The organism is Actinomycetota bacterium (assembly GCA_014360645.1).
GTDB lineage: Bacteria > Actinomycetota > Geothermincolia > Geothermincolales > RBG-13-55-18 > Solincola_B.
Genome location: JACIXD010000001.1, coordinates 39,674 through 64,171 on the forward strand (window position 1 = coordinate 39,674; position 24,498 = coordinate 64,171).

General features: G+C 60.2%; 23 protein-coding genes. 12 read left to right on the forward strand and 11 right to left on the reverse strand.

What is annotated here, in order from left to right; all coding sequences use genetic code 11:
* Positions 1–50 precede the first annotated feature (50 nt).
* On the reverse strand, positions 51–698 hold the full coding sequence (locus H5T74_00185; protein ID MBC7228797.1) for a diphthine--ammonia ligase: 648 nt from the start codon (positions 696–698) through the stop codon (positions 51–53).
* Between the two features lie 341 nt (positions 699–1,039).
* Here H5T74_00185 and H5T74_00190 point away from each other — a divergent pair, with 341 nt between their 5' ends.
* From H5T74_00190 to H5T74_00205, 4 genes are all read left to right on the forward strand, one after another.
* The gene (locus tag H5T74_00190; GenBank protein MBC7228798.1) at positions 1,040–1,702 is read left to right on the forward strand and encodes a TetR/AcrR family transcriptional regulator; all 663 of its coding nucleotides are present in this window, start codon (positions 1,040–1,042) and stop codon (positions 1,700–1,702) included.
* 148 nt (positions 1,703–1,850) lie between these two features.
* The gene (locus H5T74_00195; protein MBC7228799.1) at positions 1,851–3,071 is read left to right on the forward strand and encodes a saccharopine dehydrogenase NADP-binding domain-containing protein; all 1,221 of its coding nucleotides are present in this window, start codon (positions 1,851–1,853) and stop codon (positions 3,069–3,071) included.
* Between the two features lie 81 nt (positions 3,072–3,152).
* On the forward strand, positions 3,153–4,739 hold the full coding sequence (locus tag H5T74_00200; protein MBC7228800.1) for a hypothetical protein: 1,587 nt from the start codon (positions 3,153–3,155) through the stop codon (positions 4,737–4,739).
* Between the two features lie 141 nt (positions 4,740–4,880).
* The gene (locus H5T74_00205) at positions 4,881–6,227 is read left to right on the forward strand and encodes a ribulose 1,5-bisphosphate carboxylase (protein ID MBC7228801.1); all 1,347 of its coding nucleotides are present in this window, start codon (positions 4,881–4,883) and stop codon (positions 6,225–6,227) included.
* A gap of 180 nt (positions 6,228–6,407) precedes the next feature.
* Here H5T74_00205 and H5T74_00210 read toward each other — a convergent pair whose 3' ends face one another.
* Complete coding sequence (locus tag H5T74_00210; protein ID MBC7228802.1) at positions 6,408–6,737, reverse strand: MscL family protein; 330 nt, start codon at positions 6,735–6,737, stop codon at positions 6,408–6,410.
* A 456-nt stretch (positions 6,738–7,193) separates the two neighbouring features.
* Between H5T74_00210 and H5T74_00215 the strand changes: the two genes are divergently transcribed.
* From H5T74_00215 to H5T74_00225, 3 genes are all read left to right on the forward strand, one after another.
* A complete protein-coding gene (locus H5T74_00215) occupies positions 7,194–7,868 on the forward strand; it encodes a response regulator transcription factor (protein ID MBC7228803.1) in 675 nt (224 codons plus the stop codon).
* The gene (locus H5T74_00220) at positions 7,853–9,241 is read left to right on the forward strand and encodes a HAMP domain-containing protein (GenBank protein ID MBC7228804.1); all 1,389 of its coding nucleotides are present in this window, start codon (positions 7,853–7,855) and stop codon (positions 9,239–9,241) included. Before H5T74_00215 ends, H5T74_00220 begins: the two co-directional genes overlap by 16 nt.
* A gap of 174 nt (positions 9,242–9,415) precedes the next feature.
* Entirely contained in the window at positions 9,416–9,907 is a 492-nt protein-coding gene (locus H5T74_00225) for a PepSY domain-containing protein (protein ID MBC7228805.1), read from the forward strand.
* A gap of 384 nt (positions 9,908–10,291) precedes the next feature.
* Here the strand turns inward: H5T74_00225 and H5T74_00230 are convergent, their stop codons facing one another.
* The 5 genes from H5T74_00230 to H5T74_00250 form a co-directional block, all read right to left on the reverse strand.
* On the reverse strand, positions 10,292–10,594 hold the full coding sequence (locus H5T74_00230) for a hypothetical protein (GenBank protein MBC7228806.1): 303 nt from the start codon (positions 10,592–10,594) through the stop codon (positions 10,292–10,294).
* Between the two features lie 65 nt (positions 10,595–10,659).
* Positions 10,660–10,893, reverse strand: a complete 234-nt coding sequence (locus H5T74_00235; GenBank protein ID MBC7228807.1) for a transposase — start codon at positions 10,891–10,893, stop codon at positions 10,660–10,662.
* 52 nt (positions 10,894–10,945) lie between these two features.
* Complete coding sequence (locus tag H5T74_00240; protein MBC7228808.1) at positions 10,946–11,230, reverse strand: transposase; 285 nt, start codon at positions 11,228–11,230, stop codon at positions 10,946–10,948.
* A 170-nt stretch (positions 11,231–11,400) separates the two neighbouring features.
* Positions 11,401–11,517 carry a transposase gene (locus H5T74_00245; GenBank protein ID MBC7228809.1) on the reverse strand — a complete coding sequence of 39 codons (117 nt, stop codon included), beginning with the start codon at positions 11,515–11,517 and terminating at the stop codon, positions 11,401–11,403.
* A 36-nt stretch (positions 11,518–11,553) separates the two neighbouring features.
* Positions 11,554–11,805, reverse strand: a complete 252-nt coding sequence (locus H5T74_00250) for a hypothetical protein (GenBank protein ID MBC7228810.1) — start codon at positions 11,803–11,805, stop codon at positions 11,554–11,556.
* Between the two features lie 250 nt (positions 11,806–12,055).
* On the opposite strand from H5T74_00250, the gene H5T74_00255 reads away from it, so the two are divergent.
* On the forward strand, positions 12,056–14,503 hold the full coding sequence (locus tag H5T74_00255; GenBank protein MBC7228811.1) for a plasma-membrane proton-efflux P-type ATPase: 2,448 nt from the start codon (positions 12,056–12,058) through the stop codon (positions 14,501–14,503).
* A 107-nt stretch (positions 14,504–14,610) separates the two neighbouring features.
* Here H5T74_00255 and H5T74_00260 read toward each other — a convergent pair whose 3' ends face one another.
* The 4 genes from H5T74_00260 to H5T74_00275 all read right to left on the reverse strand — a co-directional run bounded on the left by H5T74_00260 (position 14,611) and on the right by H5T74_00275 (position 20,095).
* The gene (locus tag H5T74_00260) at positions 14,611–15,951 is read right to left on the reverse strand and encodes an APC family permease (GenBank protein MBC7228812.1); all 1,341 of its coding nucleotides are present in this window, start codon (positions 15,949–15,951) and stop codon (positions 14,611–14,613) included.
* A gap of 84 nt (positions 15,952–16,035) precedes the next feature.
* A complete protein-coding gene (locus H5T74_00265; GenBank protein MBC7228813.1) occupies positions 16,036–16,485 on the reverse strand; it encodes a universal stress protein in 450 nt (149 codons plus the stop codon).
* A 104-nt stretch (positions 16,486–16,589) separates the two neighbouring features.
* A complete protein-coding gene (gene mgtA, locus H5T74_00270) occupies positions 16,590–19,121 on the reverse strand; it encodes a magnesium-translocating P-type ATPase (GenBank protein MBC7228814.1) in 2,532 nt (843 codons plus the stop codon).
* A 65-nt stretch (positions 19,122–19,186) separates the two neighbouring features.
* Entirely contained in the window at positions 19,187–20,095 is a 909-nt protein-coding gene (locus H5T74_00275) for a DDE-type integrase/transposase/recombinase (protein ID MBC7228815.1), read from the reverse strand.
* Between the two features lie 709 nt (positions 20,096–20,804).
* Here H5T74_00275 and ppcA point away from each other — a divergent pair.
* The 4 genes from ppcA (at position 20,805) to H5T74_00295 (ending at position 24,477) form a co-directional block, all read left to right on the forward strand.
* Positions 20,805–22,334: a phosphoenolpyruvate carboxylase gene (gene ppcA / locus H5T74_00280; GenBank protein MBC7228816.1), complete on the forward strand. Its 1,530-nt coding sequence runs from the start codon at positions 20,805–20,807 to the stop codon at positions 22,332–22,334.
* Positions 22,331–22,888, forward strand: coding sequence for a carbonate dehydratase (locus tag H5T74_00285; GenBank protein ID MBC7228817.1), 558 nt, complete (start codon positions 22,331–22,333; stop codon positions 22,886–22,888). The genes ppcA and H5T74_00285 overlap by 4 nt, the downstream gene beginning before the upstream one ends.
* Before the next feature lie 252 nt (positions 22,889–23,140).
* Entirely contained in the window at positions 23,141–24,163 is a 1,023-nt protein-coding gene (purC, locus tag H5T74_00290) for a phosphoribosylaminoimidazolesuccinocarboxamide synthase (GenBank protein ID MBC7228818.1), read from the forward strand.
* A gap of 149 nt (positions 24,164–24,312) precedes the next feature.
* Positions 24,313–24,477, forward strand: coding sequence for a HEPN domain-containing protein (locus H5T74_00295; protein MBC7228819.1), 165 nt, complete (start codon positions 24,313–24,315; stop codon positions 24,475–24,477).
* The last annotated feature ends 21 nt before the right edge of the window (positions 24,478–24,498 follow it).

Here is a 24,498-nt window from a genome sequence, read left to right on the forward strand (position 1 = left end):
AAGGGTCGCGTAAAAGGAAGAAGAGCGACCCCGAAGAGAGGCGGCTCGGCTCAGGCGGGGCGCAGCTCCAGCCACAGGTAGCCGTTGTGTTCCGTCGTCACCCCGGCATGGAATCCCACGGGATGGCTGAAAAGAGGGCCATCATAGACGAAGGTATGGAGCTCTCCCGCCTCGCCGGAGGGATCGATGCCCGCTTCCTCCAGCTCGTCGATGCAGCGCCGGTCGAAGTCCCTGCCCAGCCATTCCTCCCCCAGCAGGTCTTTCCTCACCGAGATGACCACGGCCCTGAAGCCGAGATCGGCGAACTCGCGCGCAAGCCCGGCCCGGTCGCCTTCCCACAGGGGGAGGATGGGGGTGATTCCCAGCTCACCGCACACCCTTTCCACCCAGTCGCGGTGCTCCTGTAGATCGATGTCCCCGAAGACCCCCGCCTCGATGCCCGTGCCCCTGAGCCTCGATATCTCCTCTTTGAACGCCGCTTCATAGCCCTCCCAGGTCGCGCTCCCGAAATGGATGGGGAGCCCCAGGGCCTCGGCTTGGCGTTCCAGGATTATGCGCGAGGTGCCGTGCGAGCGGCAGAAAGAGCCGCTCTCGTGGAGCATGGTGAAGAGCGCCCTCACCACATGGCCTTCCCGCAGCGAGCGGTAAAGGGCGTGGCAGGAGTCCTTGCCTCCGCTCCAGGATGAAAAGGCGTTCATGTACGTCGATCTCCCTCCCTTCATTATCGATACAGACCCCATCGCAAGGGACTTCCATCATCTGCCGCTCGAGACCCCCGGTCTCCTTTCCTCCATCACCGACATGCGCTCACAGGCAGGGACTTCCTTCGCTCAACCCTAGAGGCCCCCGGTCTCCTTCCCTGGTCATCGATACCGAGACCCGCGAGGGCGGCGCGGCGAGCTGCTCGCAGTGCGATTCTACTCCCCGGCCGGTCGCGTTGTACACCGGCGGCGCAAAGGCCGGCGCGAGGCGGACTTGACGGGGTAAGGCTCGAGTGGTAGTTTAAGACTGACCGGTTGGTCTAAGGGAGGAAAAGGAGATGGCCAGGACCCTGGGGCTGAGGAAAAACCCCGTCAAGGACGAGAGGGAACAGGCCTTCAAGCAGGCGGCCCTCAGGCTCTTCTCCACCAGGGGCTACCACAAGACCACCATGCAGGAGATCGCCCTCGAGGCGGGCTTCGGAAAGGGCACCCTCTACTGGTACTGGAGATCCAAGGAGGAGCTCTATTTCGCCCTTGTGCAGGAGTCCCACGACCATTTCGTGGGCCTGGTGAGGCAGGCCGCGGACATGGAGGGGACCGCCATGGAAAAGCTTGCCTGGCTGGGCAGGGAGACGGCGGAACTCCACTACAGGGAACGCGATTACACCAAGCTCTCCTGGAAGATGAGGGCGGAGGAGCTGGAGACGTTCTCGCCGGAGTACGTGGAGAGGATGCGCGCGAACAACGCCCAGACCAAGCGGGAGCTGCAGAGGATCATCGAACAGGGCATCGAGGAGGGGGTCCTGCCCCCGGTCGATCCCTATTACCTGGCCTGCATGCTGCTGGGACTGGTCGAGGGCATGGAGATCCAGTGGCTGGAGGAACCCGATTCATTCGACCTGCGCGAGGCCATGGAGATGGTGCTCTCGCTGGGCGCGAGGGCGCAGCCCTTCCTCAAGGAGATGTACGTTGGGGATGAGGCGGTAAGGGACGGGCGCTAAGGGATGAGACGGCAGGGTCACGAGGCGGCGGCCGTGGCGCGGTCTTCCGGCGTGGGGGAACGCCTCGCGGCGGGAAAGGGGACGAGGCGGGCAAGGAGACCTTTCATCTATCGGGCATTCCGTATCGGCGATGGACAGGAGGTAAGAGATGTCAAAGCTGGTGATCATGGGCGGTTGCGGCGCGGTGGGGAGCACCGCGGTGCGCAGCCTGGCGGGCACGGATTATTATGACGAATACGTGATCGCGGACCGCGATATCGCGGCCGCGCGCAAGCTCTCCTCGGAGCTGGGGCCCGATAGGGTCAAGGCCTTCGAGCTCGACGCCGACGATCCGGCGAACCTGCGCGAGGCCATGCAGGGCGCTTCGGTGGTCCTCAACTGCGTGGGGCCCTTCTACAGGTACGGACCCCCCATCCTCGAAGCGGCCATAGCGGCGGGCGTCGATTACGTGGACATCTGCGACGACATGGACGCCACCGAGGTCATGCTGGACATGGACGGCAAGGCGAAGGAGGCGGGCATCTCCGCCCTGGTGGGGATGGGCAGCTCGCCGGGCATGGCCAACCTGCTGGTGAAGTTCACGGCCGAGACCCTGCTCGACCAGGTGGACTCCGTGGACATCTACCACGCCCACGGCGGCGAGCCGGTGGAGGGCCCGGCGGTGATCAAGCACCGCTTCCACTCCATGGAGATCGACATCCCCATGTTCCTGGACGGGGAGTACAAGACGGTGCGGCTCTTCGAGGAGAGCGGCAGAGCCCTGGAGGAGGAGACGGATTTTCGCGACGTGGGCACCTATCCCGTCTATGCCTACCCCCATCCCGAGACCATCACCCTCCCCAAGTACATCAAGGGCGTGAAGAGGGTCACCAACCTGGGCCTGGTGATACCCGTTTCCTACGCCAACCTCATCAAGGACATGGTCAGGCTGGGCCTCACCTCCGACGAGCCTCTGGAGGTGCAGGGGCAGATGGTCATCCCGCGGGAGTTCGCGGTGGCCTTCGTCATCTCCCGCCGCGACGGCCTGCTCAAGGAGGCGGGGATCGATACCCCGCGCGGCTGCCTGAAGATCGTGGTCAAGGGGGCCAAGGGCGGCGAGCCCCATACCTATGTCTTCCAGATGTCCTCCAGCGGCATGGGCATGGGCGAGGGCACCGGGATCCCGGCGGCGCTGGGGGCCATCGTCATGGGGCAGGGCAAGGTGACCCTCAAGGGCGTCTTCCCGCCCGAGGCCGCGGTCAACCCCCTGGACATGATCCAGCTGGCGGGAGAGGTCATCAAGTCCTCCGGAAAGGGGGACAGTGCCCCCATATACATCGAGCACATCGACAAGGACGGCAAGGTGGAGGTCGTCGACCTCAAGCTCTGACCCCGTGTCCGGAACCGTAGATGGAGACGTCCTGGGAAAGATGCGGTGGAGGGAAGCGCGCGAGATTCGAGGGGGTAGAGGATGGGCGAGAGGTTCATCGTGAGCCATGACGTGGGCACGGGAGGCAGCAAGGCGGTGCTCACCGACCTGGCGGGGAACATCATAGCCTCCAGCTTCGAGCCGTATGGAGTATCCTACCCGCATCCTCACTGGGCGGAACAGGACCCGCGCGACTGGTGGAAGGCGGTGACCGCGAGCACCCGGAGGGTGGTCAAGGAGAGCAGGATAAGCCCGAAGCAGGTGATCGGCACCGGGTTCGCCACCCAGATGCTGGGGGTGCTGCCGGTGGACGCCTCGGGCACACCCCTGCGGCCCGCCATCATCTGGATAGACAGCCGCGCCGACGAGCAGGCGCAGCGCCTGGTGCGGCGCCTGGGCGGGCCGAGGGTGATCATGGCGGTGGCGGGTGCGGTCCCCTCGGGCAAGGATGTCATCTGCAAGATCCTCTGGCTCAAGGAAAAGGAGCCCCAGGTCTTCCGGGAGACCCATAAGATCCTGGACGTCAACGGCTACCTGGTGTGCCGGGCCACCGGCAACATGATCATCGACCATACCGGCGCCGGCGTGACCGGGTTCCTCAAGAACAAGACCCGCGAATGGGACCCTCTTTTCGCGCGCCTGCTGGGCATCCCCCTGGAGAAGATGCCCGAGGTCAAGAGCTCCATCGAGGTGGTGGGCCTGCTCACGCGGGAGGCGGCCGAGGAGATGGGCCTGGAGCCCGGCACGCCGGTCATCGGGGGCATGGGCGACGTCCCGGCGGCAGCCACCGGGTCCGGAGCCCTGGAGAACGGGGACGCCCACGTCTACCTGGGCACCTCGGGGTGGCTGGTGATCACGGTGGCCAGGCCGAAGAACCTGGGCAGGAACGGCATCGTGTCCGTGGTCTCCGCGGACCCGGAGATGTTCATGATGATAGGGGAGACGGAGACGGCGGGCGCCTGCCTGAAGTGGTTCGCGGAGAACTTCGCCACCGCGGAGGAGAGGGAGAGGGCGCGGGTCGTGGGCGGCGAGATGGCCATCTTCTCCGTGCTCGACGAGACGGCGTCCCGAGTGGAGCCCGGCGCCTCGCGCCTCCTCTTCACCCCCTGGATGTTCGGGGAACGTGCCCCCATCACCGATACCACCCTGCGCGCCGCCTTCGTCAACCTCTCTTTGGAGCACCGGCGCGAGCACCTGCTGCGCTCCATATACGAGGGGGTGGCCTACAACTTCCGCTGGCTGGTGGATGCCGTGGGACGCGCTGGCCTGCCCTGCTCCACCCTGCGCGCCATCGGGGGAGGAGCGCGCTCCGACCTCTGGATGCAGATCCTCGCCGACGTCACCCGCCGCGAGGTGGAGGCGGTGAGGGACCCCCAGGAGGCGGGGGCGGTGGGTTGCGCGCTGGCCGTGGCTGTGGCCTTGAAGGAATACGGCGGCTACCGTGAGCTGAAGAAGGTGGTGGGGGTGCGCAAGAGCTTCGCGCCCGACCCCGGATGCTGCGACGAGTACGAGGAGCTCTACGGTATCTTCCGACGGCTCTATGGCAACCTCACGGGGGTCTGCCGCATGCTCAACGAGGGGGAGGAGGCGTGTGGATCGGGATGTACGGCGCAGCCGCTGAAGGAGTGAACGGGAGGAGTTGACAGGGCAGGATCAAGGATGTCGGACAGTAGAGAAGACGGCTTCCGGACCCGGCGGTCTCCGCTTACCCGAGGTCCGGGACGGGAGCGGATCCCTGAAGAGCAAGTGGAGTAAAAGGAGGAGAGGAGAATGCTGCATTACGAGGCGCAGCCGAAGGCATTGCCGGAGGGCGTAGAGAACGACGACTTCATCATCGCCACCTATTACGCCGCCCTGCCTCGGGACATGATAATGTACTACCTGGCGCCCTTCCTGGCCATCGAGCAATCCACGGGTACCTGGACAGCGGTGCCGGGCGAGACGCCGGAGGTCAGGGCTAAGCACGTGGCCAAAGTCATCGCCATCCACGAGGTGCCCTTCTTCGAGTTCGAGGTGCCCAGGGAGGTGGAGGAGCGGACCTATGTGGTGCAGGTGGCCTTTCCCGTGCGTAACATCGAGCACCAGATCCCCATGCTGCTGACCGCGGTGGTGGGGAACATCTCCATGGGGGGGAAGATAAAGCTCATCGACCTCTGGTTCCCCAAGAGCTACACCGACGGCTTCCAGGGGCCCAAGTTCGGCATCGACGGCATCTACGAGGCGCTGGGGATGAAGGAGCGCCGGCCGCTGCTGAACAACATGATCAAGCCCTGCACCGGCTATTCCTGCGAGATTGGCGAGAAGCTCTTCTACGAGGCCGCGCTGGGCGGCTGCGACGTCATCAAGGACGACGAGCTCATCGCGGACATGGCCTTCAACCGCTGCGAGGACCGCGTGAAGGCATACATGGCCATGGAGAAGCGCGTGTACGAGGAGACGGGCGAACATACCCTTTACACCGTGAACATATCGGACAGCATACCCAAGATGTTCGAGACCGCCAAGCGTGTGGTGGATGCCGGGGCCAACGCCATCATGGTCAACTACCTGGCGGTGGGGCTCCCGGCCCTCCAGGCCCTGGCCGAGGACCCGGACATCAACGTGCCCATCCTCGCTCACATGGACTGCGCGGGCGCCCTCTACGAGTCGCCCATCTCCGGCATCGCCTCGCACTTGGTGCTGGCCAAGCTCCCCCGCCTGGCGGGTGCGGACGCCATCGTCTTCCCCGCCCCCTATGGCAAGGCGCCATACCTCAAGGACCGCTTCGTCTTCACCGCAGATGTCATGCACTACCCGCTGCACGCACTCAAGCCCACCATGCCCATGCCCTCGGGGGGCATCACCCCGGACATGGTGCCGGTGTGCGTGGCGGACATCGGCCGGGAGATCATGATCGGCTCCGGCGGCGGCATCCACGCCCACCCCATGGGGCCGACGGCGGGCGCGAGGGCCTTCCGCCAGGCCATAGATGCCGCCATGTGCGGCATCCCCATCCACGAGTATGCCCAGGACCACCAGGAGCTGGCGGTGGCGCTGGGGATGTGGGAAGGTGCCTTCAAGGAGACCACCGCCTCGTGTGGGCTGGAAGGCACCATCGAATCCCTTGCCGACCGTTGAGGGCGGCGAGCCGGTATCGTATTCAGGGCAAGATATGAGCGGCGGACATCCCTCGCGGATCAGGTCGCGCTACTGATATAGAATGCTACCGACCCATGTAGGCAAGATATGAGCGGCGGACATCCCTCGCGGATCAGGGCCCTTGACCGGCCCGGCCGCGGGGGTGTCCGCCGCCGGCTTTCAAGGGGAGGTCAGTCCTCTTCCTCCTCCAGGGTCGAGCCTCTCCGGCCGCAGTACCTTGAAGACCAGATAGACCATGACGAGGATAATCGCTAAGTTGATGAGCACCCCTATGAAGTATTCATAGTCGAACACTTCGTCGCCGATGTGAAAGGTGAGGGTGTCCAGACTCCCCTGTCCGACCACGGCGCCTATGATAGGGTTTATGAGGTTGGTGACCAGGGAGCTCACCACCACGCCGGTGTCGCCGCCCACGATGAAGCCGATGGCCAGGCCTACCAAGCCCTGTTTGCGGATGAACTCGATGAAACCCTTAGTTCTCTCACCCACCAGCTCCGCACGTATGGCTCATAAATTCCAGTGAATGAACCGCCCCCGGTTTCCTGGACATAACTTTGGGCTAAACTTCACCACCGATTATAACTCATTCCACCTCACTCTCGTACCCAGGTCTTTCCTTCATGTTCCATCTCGACATAGTAGAGGATTATGAGGCTATGCTTCACCAGATCCCACTCCAAATTGCCCTCGGTTCTGTACTTCAGCTCGCATATGGTGGGGCAGCCAGGATAGAGACAAAGATACGCCCTAGGAGGTAGGAATCAAATGATGGTAGATGGGCCGGGCCTAAAGCCGGGAGCGACCTGGCAGCAGAACTAGATCAGTATTTTGAGGCTTCCTTGAGCTGACTTTAGGTATAATCCCCCAGCTCAGGGCTTTAATCTGTTTCTAATCTTTTGTCCTTACTATTACTATAGAGTTATCGATACGGAATCGGGAGCGCTCATGAGAATTCTAGTTGTCGAAGATGATGAGAAAATAGCGCGTTTTATCAGGAAAGGACTGACCGAGGAGGGTTATGCGGTCGACGTAGCCCGTAACGGGGAGGAAGCCCTGTCCTTTGCAACCTCAGCTCCTTATGACCTCATAATCCTCGATCTACTGATCCCCCGGATCGATGGCATCACTGTCTGCCGCAGATTGCGGGAGTCGAACCTCTCCGTCTCAATCCTCATACTGACGGCGAAAGATTCGATAGAGGACAGGGTGACCGGCCTCGACGCCGGTGCCGACGATTATCTGGTCAAACCCTTCGCCTTCGCGGAACTTCTGGCACGCATCCGGGCTCTAATGCGCCGACCTCAAAGTGCGACTTCAAACATCTTGCAAATATCGGATTTGGTGCTCGACTTAAATAAGCATAGGGCAGAGCGGAGCGGTGCCCTGATAGAACTGACGTCTACCGAATATGCGCTACTCGAGTACCTGATGCGCAATCCCTGCCAGGTTCTGACCCGCACCCAGATCATGCAACACGTCTGGGACTACGATTTCTACGGAGGATCCAATATCGTGGATGTATATATCTGCTACCTTAGAAAAAAGATAGATGAAGCACACGACAAGAAATTAATAAAAACGATAAGGGGAACAGGTTATACCTTATGCGAAGATTCCTGATGTTTTCAAGGCATATTAAAGTCCGACTTACCCTCTGGTACGTATTCCTGCTTGCCGTCGTCCTTATCATATTCAGCGTAGTGTTATATATGAGCTTGAGAGGAAGCCTGATCAACGAAATAGAATCATCGCTTCTCACCATGAGTGAACAAATCGCTTCAAGTCTGGATTACGAGAACGGCCGCCTTTCTTTCCAAAACGAAGGAGAGCCCGACAACCCCCTGGACAGGCTCGCATCGCAGGGATACGTGATGAGGTTGACCGACGCTACCGGAGAGACTATCGAGGGCGTCGGTCCATACCGCGATGTGCTCGATAAGGGCATGGAATTCAAGAAAGGTTTTCAGGCCTCGGATGCTTTGGGGAATAGGTGGCAAGTTTATACCCTTATGATCTCAACCGGTCCGGAGCATTATTATCTCCAGGTAGGACAGTCCTTAGGCAGAGTAGATTCCACGCTCTCAAAACTTCTTTTCTTTGAATTGATCACCGTTCCCCTAGTGCTTGTTCTCGCGATCGCAATGGGTATTTTTTTGGCAGGGCGAGCTTTGAGGCCGGTGGAGAAAATCACGCAAATTGCGGGAAGCATAGAAGCGGTCGACCTGAACAGGAGGCTCGATCTCGATCTGCCCGACGACGAATTAGGCAGATTGGCGAAGACCTTTGATGACATGCTCGCACGACTCGAGGAAGGCTTCTCTTCCCAAAAGAGGTTTGTCTCGGAAGCCGCGCACGAGTTGAGGACACCGCTCACCGTTATGAAAGGAACCACGGAGGTATGCCTCAAGCGGGAGCGGGAGTGCGGCGAGTACGAGGAGACGCTCAAAGAGCTTGAGGGCGAGATAGACCATCTCATCGCCATTGCGGAGGATCTGCTCACCCTTTCCAGCGCCAATTCCGAAAGACCAACAATGGATGTAAAGGACCTGGATCTTCACGAGATAGTTCGATCTGCCGTTGAGCTTATCGGTCCACTCGCGGAAAGCAAGGGAATGAACATCCGGTTCAAAGCGAAAGGCTCCATCCCTTTTCGAGGCGACAGGAACAAGCTGATTCGCATGTTCCTGAACCTGCTGGACAACGCGGTTAAATATTCTCCTCCCGGCAGCGCCGTCTCAGTCTCCATATCTCATGAAGGTCAAACGATAACCGTTGCCATAAAAGACAGCGGACACGGAATAGGGCGCGATGAAATAGACAGCATTTTTCAATCCTTCCACCGCCTTGATCAGGCACGCGAAGCGAATCCCTCCGGCGCAGGACTCGGGCTTTCCATAGCGCTCTGGCTAGCCAGAGCTCACAATGGGGACATTCGGGTGGAAAGCGATTTAGGCAAGGGGTCTACGTTCAAAGTGATCTTGCCCCATAGTTAGCAGGCCTTTCTCAGATTAAGATACTCTAATTGTCCGCTCATCCCGGTTTAATCTCTGCGCATTAACCTTGCCATTGAGACGGTAAATTTCGGAAGTGTAAAGCATTGGATTGAGTGTGAGCAATATGAACGCTCTCTTCATCACAAGGAGTCAGGGAGATTTTTTTGGAAAATCATGAGGAAAGGAGGTGTAACTATCATGAAGAAATGGTGGATTGCCCCTGTCTCGGCCGTATTGGCCATCGGCATGGTTGCCGGTATCAGCGTGGCGGCGGCGAGCGGAAGCTCGAGCCAAGGGACCGCTCAGGTCCAGGAGCAGGATGTTCAGGAGCCCTCCTACCAAACCAGCATCCAGGTTCCTGATCCGGAGCCGAAGGACCTCAACGGTCTGGCAAAGGTCACGGCGGAGCAGGCGAAAGAAGCCGCTCTCTCGGCAAACCCGGGGTCTACGATAACTAAGGTAGAGCTCGACAACGAGAACGGCAGCCTGGTCTGGGGCGTCGAGCTTTCGAACGGAGCAGATGTCAAGGTCGACGCCGGTAATGGTCAGGTAGTGCATACCGAGCAGCCCGATCTTGAGGAAGCTGGAGAGGAGAGGGGCGAGACCGAGACAAGCGAAGTAGAGGCTGGGACTTCTGAAATCCAGGGAAGCCCGGCAGGCAAGTAAGGGGTGAAACGCCGGTTCATCGGCGCATACGAGTAGAATGTAATCGTCACCCCCCGAAGAATCGAAGGGCGCCGGAAACGGCGCCCTTCACATTATGTATAGTCGGGTATCTTATTCCGTGTAAAATTGCAGACGCGCTTCCTGTATTAACCTGGGCTTGAACACATCCACCGCGAATGTGAACAGCGAGTCTAGCTGGTCCAATACGGCCAAAGGCGATGTATCTACCTATGTGGAAGATAAGCTAAAGGGACAGGCACATGTGAACTCTACTCAGCCTGGCTTTTTCCCACACCGTATTGTCGTGAGTTGGGTCAAGTCCCAGAACGTCTGCAGACGCAATCCGGTCCATACCGTATCGGTTATCTCCCTTGCCATCATATGTTAAACACGGTTAAGGGTGGCCTTCTTTATATGTCGCGATGTCAAGACCGACATTTCACCCCAGGCGAAACCATTGGCGGAGCAGACCCGACCACTCCTGAGCCCTCTCGGGAACTCGGCCCTGTTGACGATGTTTCGCGGCTCAGGCGGAGCCAGCGAGATCGGCGCCCTCGGCCCTCCCTCCTTGCTCCTCTTCCTCTTCATCTCGATATGCCTATCGAGGTGCCTGCGCTCGATATCTGTAAAGCGCACCCTCTGCCAGCGCTCGGACGCCCGCCAGAGCACCGAAAAGACCAGCTTCAAACATTCCCTCATCCCCGGAAGCGCGGGATGACCTTGGCCCGCCTGCGTTCCTCCAAAAAGCTGCGCTAAACGAGATTGGTGGTGCGGATATGCTTGCGGTGCACGGAGGGGAGCTTTAGGTGGGCAAGGGAAGCCTCCAGGTCCTCTGAGGAGCTCTTCATGGCGGAGGGGTAGGCACGGGAGAACCTCTCGACTGTGGCCTGGGCCATCATCTTCCCGGTCTCGTATGTGGGGGCGTCACGCACCGCCTCCAGCCGGGGCTTGAGGAGGGGCCGGACGTCGTCCGGCGCCTTGTCCAAGACGTTTCTCATCTTGTGCGCCCAGCGACGTCCCGCCCGAAGCTGTCGAGCGCTATGGAGGTTGTATCCGGGGCCGGACGTCGTCCGGCGCCTTGTCCAAGACGTTTCTCGTCTTGTGCGTCCAGCAGCTTATCCTCTCCGCCTTCGGCCACATGGTCTCCGCCGCCTTGGTGAGGCCGGGAGCGCCGTCTCCGGTTACGGTCAGCGGGGGCTTGAGGCCCCGGGAAACCATGTCCCGGTAGTGGGAGAGCCAATCCTCGCACGGTTCCTTGTTGCCCAGGGTCATGGAGAGGAGGACCTTGGCGCCCGAGGAGAGGATGGCCCAGGAGACCGGGATCCCCTCCTTTAGGCCCGCCTGGGCCCGGAGCGATTCGTAGACGGCTCAGGAGAACAGATAGACGATATCGAAGCCGGAGAGGTCCCGCCCCTGAGATGCCTCGTATTCCTCCCAGAGAACCTCGGTCAGGCGGCTCACACTGGAGCGGGAGAGAAGCGCTTGCCCGTCCTTTATATCTCTGAGAGGGCGTCCTCGATGTCCCGGGTGGAGAGCCCTGAGGCGTACATCTCGACCACCGGCCTCTCCAGGACGTCGGTGCGCCGCTTGAGCGCCTCCCAGAGCTCCAGGCGGAAGGGCTCCTCTGTCCCTAGCCTGGGGCAGGTCTATCTCGAGCCTTCCTCGGCGCAGTCTATGCGCCTCTGCTTGTAGCCGTTGCGCCAGCCGGGCGATTCCCCGCAAGCGCGCTGGCAGCGCTCCCTGCCCAGCCTTTCCGAAACCTCGGCCTCCAACGCCTCCTGGACGAGCTTTCTCGCCCCCAGCCTTAAAAGCTCGCTCGTCAGATCCTCCGCCTTGGCATCTCCCGCGAGTTCCCTTGCCTTCTGCCCCAACAGCTCGCTCGGTGGTATTCTCTTCATAGGTCTGGACTCCTTTCCATCGGTTGTACTGCTGAAACCTACGACCGATATGGTAGTCCAGACCGCTATCAATTCGCAGACAGTTTAAGGCGTGGCTCGAGTAGAGCTGGTTTCTTATCCTTAAATATCAGCATAACGAGTAGTTTTCAAAGGAACAATGCTCTTCCGCGGATGATAATCGCTTGGAAAGGGTAATAATATAGCAGAAGGACCCGTTTGCAGAGAATGTCGTCGGATATGTTCTCGTGTGATGGATATGCAGGACACCATGGATAGTATAAGTACCGCCGAGGCAAAAGAGCTACCCGTAGCGTCCCTTTTCGCAAAGCTAGACTCAAGTGAAAGGGGGCTCACCAGCGCCGCAGCAAAGGCGCGGCAGGATGCATACGGGCCCAACGAGATCTCCGAACAAAAGCGAAACCCGGTGCTCAAGTTCCTTGGATACTTCTGGGGGCCTATCGCCTGGATGGTTGAAGCCGCGCTGGTGCTCAGCGCGGTAATAGGACACTGGGACGACTTTTTCATAATCCTGGCCATGCTGTTGATCAACGCGGCGGTAGGATTTTACCAGGAACACAAGGCGGACGATGCCATAGATATGTTAAAGCAGCGGCTGGCACTTAAGGCGAGGGTGTTGCGGGACGGACGGTGGGAAGAATTAACGGCGCGGGAGCTTGTGCCCGGAGACATGGTGAGGGTGCGCCTGGGCGATATCATCCCAGCCGACTTAAAGCTGATGCAGGGCGATGACCTGCTGCTCGACGAATCGGCCCTCACGGGGGAATCGCTACCAGTGGAGAAACACGTTTTCGATGTGGCGTATTCCGGCTCGGTCGTTCGTCAAGGCGAGATGAAGGCGATGGTCATCGCCACGGGCATGCAGACCTATTTCGGCAAGACCGCCCGGCTGGTGGAGGAGGCTAAAACGCGCAGCCATTTTCAGAGAGCGGTCATCAAGATCGGGGATTTTCTCATCGTCATCGCCGCCGTGCTCATCGGGATCACCTTAATCGTGGCCCTCATCAGGCATAATCCTCTTCTAGAGCAACTTCAATTCGCGCTGGTGCTCACCATAGCGGCTATCCCAGTAGCCATGCCGGCGGTTTTAACGGTGACCATGGCTGTGGGGGCGAGCGCTCTGGCCAAGAAAGAAGCCATCGTCAGCAGGCTTACCGCGATAGAGGAGATGGCCGGCATGGATGTGCTCTGCTCGGACAAGACCGGCACCATCACCAAGAACGAGATCCGCGTCGCTGAGGTGCAAGCGTTGGAGGGTTTCGAGACCTCGGACGTGCTGACCGCAGGGATGCTGGCATCGCGGGAAGACGACCGCGACCCCATCGATAACGCTATCATCGCTAAGGTACACGAAACCCCTGAGATTAGGGAGGGGATGTCATCTTATGAAGTCGGCGACTTCAAACCCTTCGATCCGGTGATAAAGCGTACCGAGGTGAGCGTGCGGGATGTTGATGAGGGCACGGCATTCAAGGTCGCTAAGGGGGCTCCGCAGGTGATCCTGGAATTGCTCGGCGAGGAAGGGGGGTCCACAATATCCGGCGAGGTCTCGCGCTACGTTGACGAGTATGCCACCAGGGGGCACCGGGCACTGGGGGTCGCCCGCACCGACGATGGCGGAACCTGGCGGTACATCGGCCTCATCGCTCTTAATGACCCACCCCGCGATGATTCGGCCGAGACCATCGCCATGGCACAGGAGATGGGGATAGAAGTGAAGATGGTAACCGGTGACCACATTGCTATCGCCAGGGAGATAGCCCGTGAGGTAAACCTGCGCCCAGAAATACAGCCCGCCTCCGCTTTTATCGATGCCCCAGACGAGGAGGCGGGCGACATTGTAGAGGCGGCGGATGGTTTCGCCCAGGTATTTCCGGAGCACAAGTACCGCATCGTCGAGCTGCTGCAATCCAGGAATCACATCGTCGGCATGACTGGGGACGGGGTCAACGACGCGCCAGCCCTGAAAAAGGCGGACGCGGGCATCGCGGTGGCCGGAGCCACCGATGCAGCAAAGTCCGCCGCGGCCATCGTGCTGACCCTGCCCGGTTTGTCGGTGATCATCGATGCCATCAGGGAGAGTCGCAAAATCTTCCAGCGCATGACCAGTTATGCCGTCTACCGCATCGCTGAGACCATCCGGGTGCTCTTCTTCATAACCTTAGCCATCCTCATCTTCAACTTCTACCCTCTGACCCCCATCATGATTGTACTGCTCGCCCTGCTTAACGATATCCCTATCATGATGATCGCCTACGACAACGCCAAGGTATACCCGCAGCCTGAGCGCTGGAACATGCGTGATGTTCTCTCAATCGCCACTTTCATCGGGTTTATAGGGCTTATATTCAGCTTCGGCCTGTATCTCGCAGCGAAACAGTGGTTACATCTGGACGGGGATACCATTCAGACCCTCATGTTCCTGAAGTTGGCAGTGGGGGGTCACTTCACCATCTATCTCACCCGCTCCGGCAAGCTGCCGTTCTGGGCAAAGCCCTATCCCTCATGGCGGCTCATCCTGGCCGCTGAGTCAACTCAAGTAGTCGCCACTTTCTTTGCGGTTTACGGCATCCTGATGTATCCTGTCGGCTGGAGCAAAGCGTTGCTGGTCTGGGCTTACGTCATTGTGGCGTTTTTCATCACCAATTTCGTCAAGGAACGGTTCTACCGTTGGCTTTAGTCCTGAAAGGCATGCCAGAAAAGCCTCCCTCGATTTACGGGAACACGTTTTTCTGTATTCCGGTCAGTGATCTCAAGCCGATCTTGCAGCTTACATTCCGGTCTCCGCTAGCCTGCAACCTTCTTCCGTCTTTTTCTGTACTGCTCGTATACCGATTCGATGGTAAGGGCCATCACGAACATCCCTGCTAGGAAGAAGACACCGCTCAAGTTATGCAGGATCGAATACACCAGGACAGTGATGAAGCTACCCGCGCACCCGACGAATCCCAGAAAGGATATCCAGGCCTTCGCCCCGGTATCTTTGCGCAACTTCATGTTGGCCAGGTTGACCGCCGCAAAGATCACCAGGAAAGAGGAGCTGGCCATGGTGGATATGTTGGTCAGGTTGACCACGTTGGCGATGACCAGGGTTGCCCCCCCGGTGATGAGCAGGCCCTCGATAGGCCTGTCCCAGACCAGCCGCTCCAACTCCTTGGGTAGCTCTTTCTCTTTGGCCATAACATAGGCGTTCTTAGCTGCACCGTAGAGGGTCGCGTTAATAGCGGAAGCGGTCGAGATGATCGCCGCAGCGGCGACGAGCACGAAACCCGCCTGTCCGAGGAAAGGCTTGGCTGCGGCCGCCAGGGCGAACTCGGCATCCGCGGTCAATTGCTGCGTGGAGAGGTTGCCCACCGCGACCAGGGCTACCAGTATATATAGTGCTGTGACGACACCGATGGAGATATATAACGCCCGGGGCAGGTTCTTCTCGGGTTCCCGCAGATCGGCAGCTGAGTTCGCCACCAGTTCGAAACCCTCGTAAGCCACGTAGATGATAGCTCCCGCAAGGACTACCGACGATAATTCCCCCTTGGTTGGTACCAGGGAGCCGGTCTTGAGGCTGATTAGTCCGGCGACACCGAAAAACGTCAGTATGAGCAATTTGGTGTATACCATGATGTCTTCCGCACCGCCTACTATGGCAGCACCCATGACGTTCAAGCCTGTAAAGGAGATGATCACTAGACTGGTGAAAACGTGCCTCCACAAGCCGAAGGCCCCCGGCATCAGGGCGGCCGCGTAGGACCCGAAGCTGAAGGCGTAGAGCGATAGGGTCACGATATATCCCACCCAGAGCAGCATGTTGAGCATCCCGGAGATAATGCCGGTGCCGAAAGCCCGGTTGAGATACTCCACCGTGCCGCCCTTGAAAGGGAACCTGACTGCCAGCTTGGCGTAGGAATAGCCGGTCAGGAAAGAGATGATGCCGCCGAGCATGAAGGAGATATATGCGCCAGGTCCCGAGATCTGCACCGAGAGGCCGAGAACCGAGAAGATGCCTCCGCCTACCATGCCCCCGATACCGATTGCAATAGCTTCCCGCAGGCCTATGCTGTCTTTGCCGCGTGTTTTCTTCCCCGTACCTACTACCGAGGCTTTGGGAGTCACCACATATACCCTTTCCATAAACTGCTTATAGCAGTCATGCGTACCCCTTCAATCTACCCATTCCCAGATTATTACATTCGGAGTGGGCGCCCAGGCCATGACTCAGCGCACGATGAGGACGGGACATTTCGCGTGGTGGCTAATACGGTAGCTCACCGAACCGAGCTGGACCTCCCCAAAAACACCGTGACCGTGGCTGCCCATGATGATCATTTCGTACCCGCCCTCTTCCAGCTCGCCGAGTATCTCAGCCGCCGGGTGGCCGAAGCGGACCTTCGTCTCCACTTCCACACCGGCCTTGAGCAGCGGCGCCTGGGCATCGTTCAGCAAGGCCTCCGCGTCGTCGAGAAACGCCTCGTGTATATCCTCGTAGGGAGGGATGGCCTCAAGGGGAGGCGTTATCTCATCATGTGGCATGGGATAGACGGGCTCCTCGAAGACGGTGAGCAAAATAAGCTTGCAGGGAGTGTTTCCCAGCAGCCTGGCCGCGAAGGAGGCCGCCTTGTCCGAGTACTGTGAGCCGTCCGTTGCCAATAAGACCTTTTCTAACATTTTCCATCCCTTCCTTCCTCGTGCGCATGCCCCTCATTCCTCGCGTTTCCCCCCGCGGATGCGCTGTAAAGCGTTTTCCTCTCTTGCAGCAATATACCCACGAATCACCCCGATCTATCGATCCAGGCATAGAACACCTTCTTCGCCACCTCGGCGGAAGCGATATATAAGACCATGATACCCACTATGTAGATATAAAAATATGCTGGCAAGGCCTCAAAGCCGATCATCTCGGCCAGGGGGGTGTAGGGCAGGGCAAGAGTGGCGATAACGACCAGGATGGTGGCGACCAGCAGTGCCTTCCCCGGCATGCTGCGCCAGAAGGGTCTCCTGGTACGGATTACCAGGACGATCACCGCTGCGGAGACCACGGACTCTACGAACCATCCGGTGCGGAACTGGTTCGTGGAAGCGTTCAGGATGAGCAGGAGCACTCCAAAGGTAACGTAGTCGAAAACGGAGCTCAAGGCGCCGAAGACCAGCATGAACCTGCTGATGAAATGTATATCCCAGCGCCGCGGCCTCTCCACCAGCTCGCTGTCCACCCGGTCGGTGGCGATGTTCATCTCCGGGAAATCGGTCATTAGGTTGGTGAGCAGGACCTGTCCTGGAAGCAAGGGGAGGTAGGAGAGGAAGAGGGAGGCGCCTGCCATACTGAACATGTTGCCGAAATTGGCACTGGTGGCCATGAAGACGTACTTAAGGGTGTTTGCGAAGGTGGTCCTGCCCTCCCGTACACCGTTTGCCAGTACCCCCAGGTCCTTCTCGAGCAGGACGATGTCCGCGGCCTCCTTGGCCACGTCCACGGCGCTGTCCACGGATATGCCCACATCGGAAGCGTGCAGGGCGGGCGCGTCGTTGATACCGTCGCCAAGGTAGCCCACCACGTTGCCGGATTTCCTGAGCGCCAGGATGACCCGCTCCTTCTGGTTGGGTTCCACCTCAGCGAAAACGTCCGTGTCGGGCGCCCGCGCCTGCAGGGCTGTATCGCTCATGCCGCGTAGGTCCGAACCGGTGATGATGCGCGGGTTATCTTTCCCGACCTTCCGGCTCACGCTGGCGGCTACTATGGCGTTGTCCCCGGTGATCACCTTGAGCGATACGCCTAACCTCTCCAGGCTCCCTATGGTCTCAGCGATGTCCGGCTTCGGAGGATCGGAGAAGGACAGGAATCCCAGAAAGGTCATCTCCCTTTCGTCGTCCTTGCTGATCGCAGGCGTATCCTGCAGGTTGCGATAGGCGACCCCCAGGACGCGCAAACCTTCGTTGCTCAGCGTAAGAAAATCTTCCTTTATACGGTCCCGGACCTCGGCGATGGGCACGCTCTCTCCCTCGGACATCTCCGCCTGCGAACAGATCTCCAGCACGTTTTCCATGGCGCCCTTGGTTATCATGATCTTTCTCCCCTCGGAGCCAACGGCCACGCTCAGACGCTTACGGATAAAGTCGTACGGCACCTCCCCCAACTTCGCATAACCGGAGATATCAAAGCTGCCTCTGCCGCGGATGACCTCGTCCAGGGGATCAGTGAACCCGCTCTCGAAGACCGCGTTCAGGTATGCATAACGCAATACTTTCTCACTATCTTTGCCCTGGATATCAGTCGCGGAATGCAGCTCGACCCGGCCCGTGGTGAGGGTGCCGGTCTTGTCGGAACAGAGTATGTTCATGCTCCCGAAGTTCTCGATGGAGGAGAGCTTCTTTACGATGACCTTCCTGGCGGCCATGTTCCGGGAGCCCTTGGAGAGGTTGACGCTGATAATCGCTGGAAGGAGCTGCGGCGTGAGCCCGACCGCCAGGGCCAGCGAGAAGAGGAAGGAGTCGAGGACCGGCCGGTGCAGGGCGACGTTGATGGCGAAGATTGCGATAACCAGGCTGAGGGTCACCTCGATGAGTAGGTATCCGAACCGGCGGACTCCGCGTTCGAACTCCGTCTCCTCCGGCTTCATCTCCAGGTGTTTGGAGATCTCGCCGAACTCGGTATTGCGGCCGGTGTTAACGATGACGGCTTCGGCCTCGCCGCTGACCACATGGGTCCCCATGAACAGGGAGTTGGTGCGAGCCGCCAGCATCGTATCCGCGGGGAGCTCCCCTTCCTTCTTCTCCACCGGATAGCTCTCGCCAGTGAGAGCCGACTCGTCGACGTAGAGGTAATCGGAGCTCAAGACAAGGCCATCCGCCGGGATGATGTCCCCCGCATTGAGAACCACGATGTCTCCGGGCACAACGTCCTCCAGCTCCACCTCAATCACGGCGCCATCGCGCTTCACCTTGACACTGGTCCTGATCATGCCGAGGAGACCCTCCACCGCGTTCACCGCGCCCCGTTCCTGGCAGAATCCCAGCACAGCACTGAAGAGGATGATGGTAAGGATGATGATGGCGTCGGTGAGATCTGCCGTGAAGGCCGCTAGAACAGCAGCGAAGATGAGGATAATTATAATGGGGCTCTTGAACTGGCCCAAAAGGAGGCCGAGCGTAGTGGCTCTCTTCTTGGGCTTCAACGAGTTGAGGCCATAAGTCTTTATCCTGGCCTCCGCCTCGCCTGGTGAAAGGCCATCGCGACTCGTACGCAAGGCCTCGAGCAGTCGTTGTGCAGGAAAATTCCAGAATGCATCAAGGTCGGCGTTCTGCATATGAACATCCCGCCCCCCGGTTTCCTGGACACAACTTTGAGTTAAGTCACGCCGCCGATTATAACTCATACCGCCTCGCTCTCGTAGTAAGCCCTCCTCGCGTCTGTGGGGCTTAGGTAGCCGTTCTTCTCGATGGGCCACTGGCTGTTGTAGATATCCGCGAAGGCGGAGACGGCCTGCCTTACCTCCTCCAGGTTCCTGTATACCCTGCCGTAGATGACCTGCTCCTTTAAGGTGCGGAAGAATCTCTCCACCATCCCGTTGGTCTGGGACTGCTCCAAGAAGGCGAAACTGGGGGCGATCCCCCAGGCACGGATCTGCTTCTGGAAATGGTCAGAGAGGTACTGGCCGCCGTGGTCGGTGCGCAGGCTGAGGCCGCACGCCGAGCCCGCCTCCACCGACCCGAACTCAGACAAAATACCTGGAGCCACCGGCTCCAGGACGGCGAAACGGTCGCCGCGCTTGGTGACATGGTGCCCTATGCACTCCGAGTTCCAGTGCTCCACGCAGGCGAATATCCATCCCCAGCCGTCATCCAGAGTGAATACCTTGGCGCCGTTTCCTCCCCACATCTCGTTGGGGGAATCGGTCACGATCCTTCCGGTATGTTCTCTGGGAGGCTTCTGGGGCACGCGGTGGGGAGAGAGGGGGTTCGCCTCCCGCATGATGCGCAGCACCCGTTTTCTCGATGCCGGGATGCCTCTCACGTAGCGCAGGCGTGCCCACACCTTGCGGTGGCCCTCGCCGGTGAAGGATGAGGAGGCCAGATCGTCATGGATGAGGGAGAGAAGCTCGGCGTCGGATAGCTCCGTCTTGGGACCGGTCTTTCCTTCCAGCGACACAGACATTTCATCGTCCGGGCAGGTTCCGGGGCATGTCTTTGAGTAGAAGGAGGAACGCGGTATGCCCCAGGCGGCGCAGGTGCCCAGAACGCCGTACGGCTTCCCGGTCGATGGTGACGTACAGGCGCTCATCTCCTGAGGCCTCCTTTGCCGTAAAGACTCCTTGGCCTCGCAGCTCTCGCGCAACAGCTCGCTCTCCATTGAGAGCTCGCAGATCTTCTTCGTCGCGCAGTCGAGCTGCTCCTGGATGGGGTCACCCTCTCTTCTTGAAAGCCTCGCCTCCATGGAAGCCAGGGCCTTGCCCCGCCACTCCTCCAGGCGCCAGATCACCACCCCCAGCTCACGTGAGAGGGCATCCAGCGGTTCGCCCCCGAGCATGCGGATGACCACCTCCGCCTTCCTCTTCTTGCTCCAGCGGCCCTTCGGCCCTACGGGGCCCCGGTGCAGTTCCCCGGCTATGGGGGTGGGTTACCTTGCCCAGCCTGGATCCCGTCTCCTGCTCTCCCTGCGTCTCCCTGTCGTCTTCAGCATTCGGAATTTTCCCACCTCCTTGGACATAAGGTTATCCTTATTCGTTGTCCAAGGAAATCGGGTGCGCATTACAAATTCCAGTGAGGCGGATGAACTCGATGAAACCCTTCATTCTCTCGCCCCTTTCCACTAGCATCTTCGTCATTGCGGTGGAAAAACCTTGCGGGGAAGCAGAGACGGCAGGCGGGAGCGGAAACCGCTCTGACGTGCCTGCGTCCGGGGTGGTATAAAAGATAGAAAAGCGGCTCGGGGATTGGAGGTGAGGATGATGTCCGCAGGTGCGCGGGACCGCAGCGGAGGAGAAAAGACGATGCGCGCGATACCCGGGACCATGGCCACGCAACATCCGGACAACGCCGCCCCGGCCTTCTGGCTCGGCAAGAGCTTCATCGACAGCCGGGACGAGGTCAGGGAGTGTGTGGTGGCCTTCAAGGAACTCGGCTGCCGCGAGTTCATGTGGGACTGGGAGGGCAAGTACGTGGACGAGGCGGTCATCGAGCGCATCTGCGAGGAGGACCTCGCCTTTTTCAGGAGGAAGCCGCTGGGCAGGGAGATATTCCTCACCTACCGCCTTCCCAACATCTGGGTGGAAAAGGGCAGCTACCGCATCCTGCGCGCCTTCGCCAACATCCTGGCCGCCCACGACATCGCGAAGGACATCGGCCTGCACAACCCGCCGGTGTTCGAGGTCATCCTCCCCATGACCACCGCGGCGGAGCAGCTGGTGTACCTGCAGGGAGTTTACGGGGACTTCGCGCAGTTGATCAGGAAAGACCCCGAGCGCAAGATCGGGAGCGGCAATCCGCCTCTTATCGAGATAATCCCCCTGGTGGAAGACATCCCGGACATGATGCGCCTGGGCGACCTCATCCGGAGATACGTCGCCCTCTACCGGAAAAAGGGCCTGAACAGGATAAGGGATATCGAGTACGTGCGCCCGTTCATCGCCCGCTCGGACCCCGCCCTCAACTACGGCCTGGTGCCCGCGGTGCTGGGGGCCAAGATCGGCCTTTCCATGGCTTACCGGGCGGCGGAGGACTGCGGGATAGAGGTGTATCCCATCATCGGCTGCGGCAGCGTGCCCTTCCGCGGCAACCTCTCCCCTCTCTCCGTGAAGCGCTTCCTGGCGGAATATCCCGGCGTGCGCACCGCCACCGTGCAGTCCTCCTTTCGCTACGACCATCCCGCCGGTGAGGTCAAGGCGGCGGTCAAGGCGTTGAACCGGGGGCTGGCGAGGGCGGCGAGGGCTCCGGAGATGAGCCCCCGGGAGGTGGGGGAGGCGGAAAAGCTCATCGCCCTCTTCAAGCGGCATTACCGCGCCACCATCATCGAGATCGCACCCCTGATCATCGAGATGTCCAGGCACATCCCGCGGCGGAGGGAGAGAAGGCTGCACACCGGCCTCTTCGGGTATTCCAGGGAGCTGACCAAGGGCGTGTGCCTGCCCCGCGCCATCACCTTCACCGCTTCCCTGTACTCCCTGGGACTCCCTCCCGAGATCATCGGCACCGGCAGGGCTTTGAGGGAGGCCTTCGACAGGGGGTTGAGCGAGCCGCTGAGCCGTCTTTACCTGCACCTCAAGCAGGATCTGCAGGGAGCCTGCGCCTTCGTGAACCGGGAGAACATCTCGCGCCTGAAGGACAGGTTCCCGGCCCTCTCCGGGGTGGAGGAGGACCTGAAGTGGCTGGAGGGCGTGCTCGGTATACCCACGGAGCCCGGCCTCAACCGGCACCTCATCCACAGAAACATGACCTCCAACATCCTGCTGCTCCTCGAAGAGGGCGAAAAGGTGATGGAGATGGTGGAGGAGGCCGCGATGCTGAGGGGTTTCATGGGATGAAGAGGGGAGAGAACATCAGGCCGAACCAGCGCGGGGAGTTCCCGCGCGTCCATGGCAGTGCTTTCGTTGACCCGTCCGCGCTGATCATAGGCGATGTCTTCGTGGGGCGGGATGTCTTCGTCGGACCGGGCGCGGTGATCAGGGCGGACGAGCCGCGGAGCTCTATAGAGATAGGGGATGGCAGCAACGTCCAGGATGGCGTGATCGTTCACGCCCTCGAGGGCTCCCGCGTGCTCATAGGGAAAAGGACCTCCCTCACGCACGGATGCATAATCCACGGGCCGTGCAGGATAGGGGACGGCTGCTTCGTGGGATTCGGCTCCGTGGTCTTTGGCGCCTCGGTCGGGGACGGGACACTGGTCAGGCATCTCGCCGTGGTCGAGGGGGTGGAGGTGGGAGCGGGGAAACGGGTGGAATCAGGCGGCGTCGTCGATACCCATGCCAAGGCCCAGGAGCTGGAGGAACTCGGCGAGGGGGACCGGGATCTCGCGAACAGGGTGGCGGCCATGAACCTCTCACTCGCAAGGGCTTACAGGGAGATGCTCGGGGATTGACGGCACGTCGTGCCTGCCGTGACCGGGCGAGAACCCGGGCGCCGGCGCTGTGATTCGGACTGAACGGATAAAACGATCATGATCTCTACTCAGGAACACGCTGAATGTAGGTGTTTTAGGCCCATGACGCAACCTCATGTTGTGTCGGAGCCATCCCTTCCTGGACTAACGGGCTAATCGTTTGGATAATGGCCGGGCTCGCAAGAGGAACGCAAGAGGAACATAAGAGGAACGCAAGAGGAAGGAAAGGAAATGGGGAGCGTTAAGGACCTGGAGATACTGGAGGAGCCCTCCGAGGAGCGGCCGGGAAGGGGCAGGTTCCGTTTCTCGGACCGCTATTCCGTCTTCGACTGGGGGGAGATGCCGGACCACATAGAGGGCAAGGGAGCGGCGCTCTGCCTCATGGGGGCCTTTTTCTTCGAGAGGCTCGAGGAGATGGGCATGGCCACGCATTACCTCGGGGTGGTGGGAGAGGACGGCGTGGCGCGCCGTCTGGGCGAGATCGAAGCCCCGGCCGACACCATGGAGGTGCGGCTGGTGCGTGTGCTGGAGCCCCGTGCGGCAGGGGATACCTACGATTACTCCGCCTACCGAGGGCTGAGGGGGAACTTCCTCATCCCCCTGGAGGTGATCTACCGCAACTCGCTCCCTGAGGGGTCCAGCGTCTTCAAGCGCCTGGAGGAGGGCAGCTTGCGCCTGGAGGACCTTGGTCTGGAAAGACCTCCCATCCCCGGCGAGAGGCTCGAACGCCCCGTCCTCGACGTCTCCACCAAGCTGGAGGCGACCGACAGGTACCTGGGGTGGGAGGAGGCCGGGGAGATCTCGGGACTCTCCCGTGAAGAGATGGAGGGGCTAAGGGAAGCCGTCCTGCACATCGACGACCTCATCTCGCGGGCCGTTGCGCCCCTGGGCTTGGTCAACCAGGACGGCAAGGTGGAGTTCGCCTTCGACGAGGAGCGGAGGCTGATGTTGGTGGATGTCCTAGGCACGCCGGACGAATGCCGTTTCGAGTACGGGGGGATGCCGGTGAGCAAGGAGGTGGCCAGGATATTCTACCGCCGCACGGAGTGGAGCCGGGAGGTGGAGAAGGCGAAGAGGAAAGACCGGCTGAACTGGAAAAACCTGGTCGGCTCCGCGCCGCCGCCCCTCCCCGCCAGGATGAGGGAACTGGTCTCCCTCCTCTACCAGGGCTGCTGCGACGGCATAACCGGCAGGCCGTTCTTCGCGGCGCCGCCGCTGGAAGAGGTCCTCGCCGAGCTGAAGGAGCTGCTCTAGGGGGACCGGTGCGGGCGGCGCTGTAGTGAATATTTCCTCGCGCATGGACCGCGATGACCGTCGCGTTAAGGCATGTATTCTTATTAATGATAAAGGAAGGTAAGGACGGTGTCGCGGGGGTAAGATCCGGTCGGGAGGTCGGCTAGGAGATGCTTGAGAGGGGGAAGGAGCCGGACGAGCACTACATACCCACGCGTTACCCAATCGCGTATCCCCAGGGAGCCCCCTTCGAGTACTGCACGAGATCGGAGGCCGAGCGGGCGATCGAAAATGGAGAGTCGGGCATCTCCTTGTGTGAGGATAAGATATCTTGACCGCGCGGCGGTGGAAAAGGC